Raw genomic sequence first — 6055 nt, 5'->3', positions numbered from 1 at the left:
GACAATCGTGCCGGCAATCATGCCGGCCAGGGCATGGGAATGCCCGATGGTATCGCCGACGCGAGCCGCTTCGGTCATCGTAAGGTCCTTTTACGCAAAGAGTTCATCGTTAGGCCGCCCGGTAGCTGCTCAGCACCTGCTGCAGCAGCGCGTCGTCTTGCGGCGTCAGCTTGCGCGCCATCGCCAGGGTGAACACCAGCACCCGGCCCTCCGCCAGCGCGAACACCGCCTGGTTTTGCCAGATGCGCTTGCCGTCGCGCAGGTAGCTGGCGCGCACCCATTCACCGGCGGTTAATCCATCGCCCAGCGTCGCCGGCTCGCGGCTTTTAAACGCCCAGCCTTTCAGGCCCTGCGCCAACGCATCGAGCTGGCGGGTGACGTAGCCTTCCAGGTTTTCCGCCGGCTGCAGCCCATCGCGGGAAATATTGATTGAGGGGGAAACATCATCGCCGGCCAACAGCACGTTGACGGTGCGATCGGCATAGCCTTCCGGCAAAGCGACGCTGCCTTCGCTGAAAGCGCAGCGGGATAAAGCGGACATGCGAGGATCCTTTTGCATAAATAATGCTTAAGCATCGCATAACTTAGCCTTGAAATAAAACCATCAGGCACCGCCAATATTGCGCGGCGTGACCGCGTTCACTGTGTACAAGGCCGTGGCCGGAACCTTGCCCGGGATCGGGCCGTAACATTACAGAATTATCTGAAACTGCTGGCGCGCCGACGCCCTGATTGTGGCTATACTCGGCTATCGTCCGTTTTTCAGGAGATCAGGATGCTGAGATTCACCCGTCGCGCGCTGCTGTGCGCCACGCTGGCCGCGTTCCCCGCCGCCGCCGAAACGCCGAAGTTCGGCCCGGAGCTGCAGGGTTTTCACTACCCTTACCCGTTGCAGCAGTTCAGCTTCACTTCGCAGGGGCAGCCGTTAAAAATGGGCTATATGGACGTGCCGCCGGAAGGCGCCGCCAACGGCCGCACCGCGCTGTTGCTGCACGGTAAAAACTTCTGCGCCGCCACCTGGCAGGACACCATCAAGGCGCTGAGCAAGGCCGGTTACCGCGTCATCGCGCCCGATCAAATCGGCTTTTGCTCCTCCACCAAGCCGGCGCATTACCAGTACAGCTTCCAGCAGCTGGCGCAAAATACCCACGGCCTGCTGCAGAATCTGAACATCAGCAAGGCCATCGTCATCGGCCACTCCACCGGCGGCATGCTGGCCACGCGCTACAGCCTGATGTACCCGCAGGCGGTGGAACGGCTGGTGATGGTCAACCCGATCGGCCTTGAGGACTGGAAGGCGAAAGGCGTGCCGTGGCGCAGCGTCGATCAATGGTTCGAGCGCGAGCTGAACACCACCGCCGAGGGTATCCGCAACTATGAGCAGCGCACCTACTACGGCGGCAACTGGAAGCCGGAGTACGATCGCTGGGTGGATATGCTGGCCGGGCTGAACAACGGGCCGGGCCATCGCCTGGTGGCGTGGAACTCGGCGCTGATCTACGACATGATCTTCACCCAGCCGGTGTACTACGAGTTCAAGGATCTGCAAACCCCCACCACGCTGATGATCGGTACCGCCGACACTACCGCCATCGGCAGCGATATCGCCCCGCCGGCGGTCAAGGCCAGGATCGGGCATTATGACGTGTTAGGCAAACAGGCGGCGAAGCTGATCCCGCACGCCACGCTGATCGAGTTCGCCGGGCTGGGCCATGCGCCGCAAATGGAGGAGCCGGAGCGTTTCCACCAGGCGTTGCTCAAGGCGCTGCAGCCCTGAGCGGCCGGTTGGCGCAGCCGCCGCGCGGCGGCTAAACTTTCAGCTGGCACTCAACGGCAGGAGACAGCCATGCGACAGATTATTGCCAGCGCCTTCGTCAGCCTCGATGGCGTGATGCAGGCGCCCGGCGGGCAGGACGAAGACCGCAGCGGCGGCTTTCGCTTCGGCGGCTGGACAGCCCCCTACTGGGATGACGCCATTGCGGAAACGATGGGCGATCTTTTCTCCGCGCCGTTCGATCTGCTGCTGGGGCGGCGCACCTACGACATTTTCGCCGGCTACTGGCCGCAGATCACCGACGAGGCCGACCCGTTATCCGCCGATATCGCCCGCGTGTTCAATCAGGCCACCAAGTACGTCGCCACCCACCACGGCGAGACGCTGACGTGGCAGAACAGCCAGTGGCTGGGGCGGGACATCCTTGCCCGGCTGCGCGAGCTGAAACGCGCGCAGGGGCCGGTACTGCTGGTGCAGGGCAGCAGCACGCTGATGCAACAGCTGCTGGCCAACGATCTGGTGGACGAACTGCGCCTGCTCACCTACCCGGTGCTGCTCGGCGGCGGCAAAAGGCTGTTCGATGACAACGCGGCGCCGGCGGCCTTCACGCTGGCCCAATCGGTGGTCTCGCCCGGCGGCGTGATCGTGGCCCACTACCGCCGCGCCGGTGAGGTGAAAACCGGCTCCTTCGTGGCGGAAAGCGCCGCGGCGGCCCAGCCGTAAAAAAAGGGCCGTTCGGCCCTTTTCTCTTTCTCCTGCATCGCCCTCAGGCAAACAGAATATCGCTCTGCTCCACCTGCCCGACCACGTGGATCTTGAAGTCGGCGGCATAGCTGTTGCTCTGGGTGTTCATCAGCAGATCGGTGGTGCCGTTGAAGGCGTCGAAGTTGAGCTGGATCTCGCCCTTCTGGCCGCTGAAGGCGCTGCCGCTGTCGATAAAGCGCAGCTCGCTCAGGCTGTTGTTGAAGCGCAGGCCGGAGAGATCGATCTTGTCGATGCCGTGCTCGAAGTCTTCAATCACGTCGAACGCCGCCACCGTCGACTCTTTGGCGTTGAGATAGACGAAATAGTCGGTGAAGTTGTTGGCGTCTTTGCCGCCCCACAGATGATCCGCCCCCAGGCCGCCGTACAGGATGTCGGAGCCGGCGTTGCCCGCCAGCAGGTTGTCCTGATCGTTGCCGATGATCACATCGCGCCCGCTGCCGCCGATGGCGTTCTCGATGATCGCCCCGCGCGCGATGGCGACGTTCTGCGTGCCGCCGCCGACGCTGGAGAACGCGCCGTCGTTCAGGTTGATCATCTGCTGCTGGCTGTAGCCGGAGAAGTCCAGCGTGTCGTTGCCGCCGGCGTCCCACACCGCGAAGTTGACCGGTTTACCGTTGTCCGCCGTGGCGGTCAGGAAATCGCGCCCGGTGTTGGAGTTAAAGCCGTACACCGTGTCGCCGGTGCGGGTGTTCATGTTGGCGCCGTACAATTTCTGGATCGCGGCGATGTCATCCACCATCGGGCCATAGCCATACACCCCTTTGGTGTCGGCGCCGGTGTAACCGGCGTTGAAATAGCTCATGATCGAGTATTGCAGCGAATCCTGATAGTAAGCCGCGTCGTTCTGGTAGCTCGGGTTGCCCAACGAGGCGTCATAAGATCCCGGGTGCGCCAGCCCCAGGGCATGCCCCAGCTCGTGGGTGAAGGTCTGGCTGCTGAAATCGCCGCTAACCGGCGCCTGATGGGTGGCGAAGTTCTTGTTGAACCACACCGTGCCGGCAAAGGCGTTATCGCTGCCCGGTTTGGAGCTCGGCGGGTAATAGGCGTAAGCATTAATGGCATTCGGGCCGCTGCCCTCAGCGGTGCTGCCGTCGGCGCGCTGGGTGAAGTAGGCGAAGGTGATGTCCGCGCGATGGTTGATATCAGTGGACGCCGTTTCGGTAAAGGTCACGTTCGCCACGTCGGCCCACGCCTGCATCGATTTCTGCGCCTGCGCCTGCGCCGCCTGGGTCAGCGGCTGCAGCCCCTTGTCGCCGTCGCCGGTCTGGCCGATGCGGTTCAGCGCGCTCTGCGTCAGGAAGGAATAGGTCAGCGCCACCGGCTGGTGATACACCTGATCGCCGTTGTGCGTCAGGCCCGGCCGCGTCAGCTGATCGGCGGCGCGATCGAAGCTGAAGTTATCGCGGATTTTGCCCAGGTTGTTGATGGCTGCCCCGCCGCGCTGGTTACTGTAGAGGTTGGCGTTGTCCAGCGTAAACAGCGCGCCGTAGCCCAAGCCGTCATAGGGGCTGCCGGGCTGGTGATAGTAAAATTGATAGTTATGATCGTTGGGGGATGTGGCGGCCAGGCTGGTGAACTCATCATCATCTTGCAAAATGTCGTTGTGGCGACTGCTCATTGTATTCTCCTTTTACACAATAGGAACCCACTCGCTTTGTAAGACTATTCATCAGTCGTTCTAATCTAAGCCAAGGCTTAGGAATGACCAGTATAGTGACTCACCCCGGCGGCGCGAGCCCGCCCGGCCTGGCTTCACCGTACCGGGCATTGAGATGAAGATACTCGTAACAATTTGTATTCTCACTATATTAATGAGAAAAATAAGTGCATTAACGGGTTAATTATTCGTCTTTTTGCGCATTTTATCGCCGGTTAGATCAGAATAATCGAGGATTAAAAAACCTAATCCTTCCCTCATGATCACGGGGGTACGTGCTAAAGTGTGAACGGAAAGCCGAAAGGAGTGACCCGATGCCAACCTTTTTTCTTATGCGCGCCTTGCGCCGCGCCAGCCTGACGGGAGTCGTTATGAGCGTATTGTGCAGCAGTGCCCTGGGCAGTTCACTGCCATTGCTGGAACCCGCCGCGCTGAAGGGCGACTGGCAGCTCGCCGCCATCGGCGACGGTAAAGCCGTCTGCGAGGTGCAGCTGAGCGACGAAGTGGTGGCCAACACCAACGCCTTCCGCTTCAGCGCCTCCGCCCAGTGCCTGCAGCCGCTGGCGCTGCAAACGTTGCCGGTCGCCTGGCGGCCGACGCCGGACGGCATGACGCTGACCGACGCCGAAGGCGGCATGGTGGCGTTTCTGGCCCTGACCGCGCCGAAGCGCTATGAGCTGATCGACCGCAACGGCCCTTCACGCTTTATGCTGATCCCGCGCTAATCCCTCAGGCGAACAGCAACCCGAGCAGCGCGCCGCCCGCCAGCACCCACAGCGGATGGAGGCGCTTGCTCATGCTCAATCCCGTCGCCAGCGCCACGATCGCCGCCAGCCGCCAGCTGGGCGCGGAAGCTTCGGCGATCAAGATGCCGCTGGCCGCCACCAATCCCACGGTCAGCGGCACCAGCCCGGCCTGCACGATGCGGCGCCACGGGCGATCCTTAAAGCGCCGCCAGGCGCCCATCACCAGCAGCGTAACGATGGAAGACGGCCCGAACTTGGCGACCGAAGAAACGAGCAGCCCCGCCCATCCGGCCACGTGCCAACCGACCAGCGGCACGATCATCATGTTCGGCCCCGGCGCGGCCTGCGCCATGGCGAACAGCGCGCTGAACTCCTGGGCGCTCATCCATTGATGCACCTCCACCACCTGCCGCTGCATCTCCGGCAGAATGGTCATGCCGCCGCCAAACGCCAGCAGCGAGAGCTCGGTGAAGATCAGCGCCAGCGCAATCAGAACCCCGCTCATGACGGCCACCGCCACATCAGCAGAATGCTCAGCGGCGCCAGCACCAGCATGGTCGGCAACAGCGGCAGGCGCAGCCAGGCGATGGCGATCAGCGCCAGCGCGACGATCGCCAGCGCCGGCCATTTACCGCGTAGCGGCAGCAGCATCTTGATCCCGGTCGACAGCAGCAGCCCGGCGGCGGCGGCGGCCAGCCCGGCGAACACATGCTGCACATGTGGATCGTTTTGGAAGCGGGCGTACACCACGCCCAACCCCACCACGATCGCCGTCGGCGCGCTGATGAGGCCCAGCAAGGCGCACAGCGCGCCGCGCAACCCGCGAAATTCCATGCCCACCGCCACCGACAGGTTGATGACGTTGCCGCCGGGCAGGAACTGGCACAGCCCGAGCAGCTCGGTGAACTGTTCGCCGCTCAACCAGCGCCGGCGCTCCACCAACATGCTGCGCGCCAACGGCAGCACGCCGCCGAAGCCGATCAGCCCCAGCCACAGAAAGCCCACAAACAGCTCCGCGTTGCCCGGCGCTGCCGCCGGGTGCGGTTTTAACGTATTGATATCTGACATGACATTGCCATTCCACATCGCTTGTTTTGATGTCTGGTATCATGC

Annotated in this window: 8 protein-coding genes; 3 read left to right on the top strand and 5 right to left on the bottom strand. The window is 62.7% G+C overall.

Translation table 11 applies throughout. The features are described 5' to 3' along the window. Both ACK3CV_RS12365 and ACK3CV_RS12360 read right to left on the bottom strand, forming a co-directional pair. Positions 1–78, bottom strand: a 78-nt coding sequence (locus ACK3CV_RS12365) for a hypothetical protein (protein ID WP_489009860.1), incomplete at its 3' end; no start/stop codon positions are given. A 31-nt stretch (positions 79–109) separates the two neighbouring features. Then, a complete protein-coding gene (locus ACK3CV_RS12360) occupies positions 110–541 on the bottom strand; it encodes a DcrB-related protein (protein WP_060430042.1) in 432 nt (143 codons plus the stop codon). Between the two features lie 234 nt (positions 542–775). Between ACK3CV_RS12360 and ACK3CV_RS12355 the strand changes: the two genes are divergently transcribed. Further along, a complete protein-coding gene (locus ACK3CV_RS12355; RefSeq protein WP_164141090.1) occupies positions 776–1777 on the top strand; it encodes an alpha/beta fold hydrolase in 1002 nt (333 codons plus the stop codon). A gap of 69 nt (positions 1778–1846) precedes the next feature. Continuing rightward, on the top strand, positions 1847–2497 hold the full coding sequence (locus tag ACK3CV_RS12350) for a dihydrofolate reductase family protein (protein WP_033634484.1): 651 nt from the start codon (positions 1847–1849) through the stop codon (positions 2495–2497). A 43-nt stretch (positions 2498–2540) separates the two neighbouring features. Here ACK3CV_RS12350 and ACK3CV_RS12345 read toward each other — a convergent pair whose 3' ends face one another. After that, the gene (locus tag ACK3CV_RS12345; RefSeq protein ID WP_164038420.1) at positions 2541–4157 is read right to left on the bottom strand and encodes a serralysin family metalloprotease; all 1617 of its coding nucleotides are present in this window, start codon (positions 4155–4157) and stop codon (positions 2541–2543) included. Between the two features lie 410 nt (positions 4158–4567). On the opposite strand from ACK3CV_RS12345, the gene ACK3CV_RS12340 reads away from it, so the two are divergent. Further along, complete coding sequence (locus tag ACK3CV_RS12340; RefSeq protein WP_164038416.1) at positions 4568–4921, top strand: AprI/Inh family metalloprotease inhibitor; 354 nt, start codon at positions 4568–4570, stop codon at positions 4919–4921. Positions 4922–4925: 4 nt separating this feature from the next. On the opposite strand, the gene ACK3CV_RS12335 is transcribed toward ACK3CV_RS12340, so the two are convergent. Further along, positions 4926–5447, bottom strand: coding sequence for a chromate transporter (locus ACK3CV_RS12335; protein WP_033634482.1), 522 nt, complete (start codon positions 5445–5447; stop codon positions 4926–4928). Then, on the bottom strand, positions 5444–6010 hold the full coding sequence (locus ACK3CV_RS12330; protein WP_033634481.1) for a chromate transporter: 567 nt from the start codon (positions 6008–6010) through the stop codon (positions 5444–5446). Before ACK3CV_RS12330 ends, ACK3CV_RS12335 begins: the two co-directional genes overlap by 4 nt. Positions 6011–6055 lie beyond the last annotated feature (45 nt).

It is taken from the genome of Serratia sp. TSO36 (genome assembly GCF_057808395.1).
The sequence above is the reverse complement of the archived record's forward strand: the minus strand, read 5'-3'. Positions and strand labels throughout refer to the sequence as shown.

Excerpts from the sequence above, each read along its gene's own strand:
- ACK3CV_RS12360 (WP_060430042.1), bottom strand. The coding sequence starts at position 541 with ATGTCCGCTTTATCCCGCTGCGCTTTCAGCGAAGGCAGCGTCGCTTTG.
- ACK3CV_RS12355 (WP_164141090.1), top strand. The coding sequence starts at position 776 with ATGCTGAGATTCACCCGTCGCGCGCTGCTGTGCGCCACGCTGGCCGCG.
- ACK3CV_RS12350 (WP_033634484.1), top strand. The coding sequence starts at position 1,847 with ATGCGACAGATTATTGCCAGCGCCTTCGTCAGCCTCGATGGCGTGATG.
- ACK3CV_RS12345 (WP_164038420.1), bottom strand. The coding sequence starts at position 4,157 with ATGAGCAGTCGCCACAACGACATTTTGCAAGATGATGATGAGTTCACC.
- ACK3CV_RS12340 (WP_164038416.1), top strand. The coding sequence starts at position 4,568 with ATGAGCGTATTGTGCAGCAGTGCCCTGGGCAGTTCACTGCCATTGCTG.
- ACK3CV_RS12335 (WP_033634482.1), bottom strand. The coding sequence starts at position 5,447 with ATGAGCGGGGTTCTGATTGCGCTGGCGCTGATCTTCACCGAGCTCTCG.
- ACK3CV_RS12330 (WP_033634481.1), bottom strand. The coding sequence starts at position 6,010 with ATGTCAGATATCAATACGTTAAAACCGCACCCGGCGGCAGCGCCGGGC.